Here is a 1,331-nt window from a genome sequence, read left to right on the forward strand (position 1 = left end):
ATCTTCATTCTTAATTATCATTTCCGTCACCCAATAATATTTTACTATATTAATGCAAAAAAGCCCAGTTCTCACTGGACTTTTTCGACAGTCTGTATCCCTCGTTCGAGGGATAAATTGAGGGCTACTGGTTTTTGCGATTCACCCATATTCTGACATACAATTTATATATTGTCTATAGCATGATACATCATTTATATCCATTTGCTTTTGCTCCATATATAGCCTGATTTTGCGTAAAGCCATCATACTTTAATTGCTCGATTAGCTCTTCCTTGGTAAATGGCATGATGGATAAATAATTCTTTGCGGCCAGGGCTGCCTGTTCGTTCCAATCGGCCCCGCAATTGTTAGCGGCATATTCAGCCTGGTCTTGCGTATATCCATCATACTTTAATTGCTCTATCAAGCCTTTCTTTGAGAATGCAGAAACAGACAAATAGTTTTGGGCCGCTATAAGCGCTTGTTCTTTCCAATTGGCGCCGCAATTTTGAGCGGCAAACACGGCATCGTCGCGGGTAAACCCTTCATATTCTAGTTGGGCTATTAATCCTCTGTAAGAAAAGGGCATGGTATTGAGATAATTTAATGCTGTCACAAGGGCATCTTTTTGCCCAGGCGTTATGTTCGGAAAGGAATCCAAGATAGAATAGGTTTGAATGCCTGGTGTGAACTGCCCGGGTTGTGACGAATCCAGAATGAGATATATCGCAATCGGCCATAGGATGAGGTTGACGATGATGATCCACATGAGGAGTTTACTTTTCTTCTTTCCCTTTTGGATAACTTCTTGCTCCATAACATCACCCCATCCATATATTCCCATCAAAAGCACAAACGAAACAAAAAAGTATATATGATGCAAGGAACATCTGCATGTAGAGAACCTTGCCCAGGCTGTAGCTAGAGGCTGGGAAAATTATGTTAAGACTTTGTAATAATTTACCCCTGGTGCTTTAACCGGGGGTTTTTATTATTTTTTATTATCTATTTATATGTGCTTGCCCCAGTAGTAGTCAAATAGTAGTCAAGTCATAATTTTTTATATAATCTTAAAAAATAATAAAAGCCATGAAACGATTTTGTTTCAAGGCTTTTACGTGGCAGGGGAGACAGGACTTGAACCCGCGGCACGCGGTTTTGGAGACCGCTGCTCTACCAACTGAGCTACTCCCCTACGAAGTGGACGAATAACAGTATACAATGAAGAGGAAGCATTGTCAATATGCCGTTTATCCGGACGGTGTCAACTTGTTGTAGGATTTTGCTAGACACCTTCTTTGGAGATTACTAAATAATGCTCATACTAGCCGCTATTGCTTTCAATTGCT

At 40.3% G+C, this 1,331-nt stretch carries 1 protein-coding gene and 1 tRNA gene; both read right to left on the reverse strand.

Features of this window, described 5'->3' with window-relative positions; genetic code table 11:
- Nucleotides 1–190 precede the first annotated feature (190 nt).
- A complete protein-coding gene (locus F3H12_RS13155) occupies nt 191–799 on the reverse strand; it encodes an Ltp family lipoprotein (protein WP_188118545.1) in 609 nt (202 codons plus the stop codon).
- Nucleotides 800–1,101: 302 nt separating this feature from the next.
- A tRNA-Trp gene (locus F3H12_RS13160) sits at nt 1,102–1,177 on the reverse strand.
- Nucleotides 1,178–1,331 lie beyond the last annotated feature (154 nt).

Source organism: Thermoclostridium caenicola, assembly GCF_900142095.1.
Lineage (GTDB): Bacteria > Bacillota > Clostridia > DSM-8532 > DSM-8532 > Thermoclostridium_A > Thermoclostridium_A caenicola.

What these genes read in the sequence shown, in the direction of transcription:
- F3H12_RS13155 (WP_188118545.1), bottom strand. Translation starts at nt 799, where the DNA reads ATGGAGCAAGAAGTTATCCAAAAGGGAAAGAAGAAAAGTAAACTCCTC.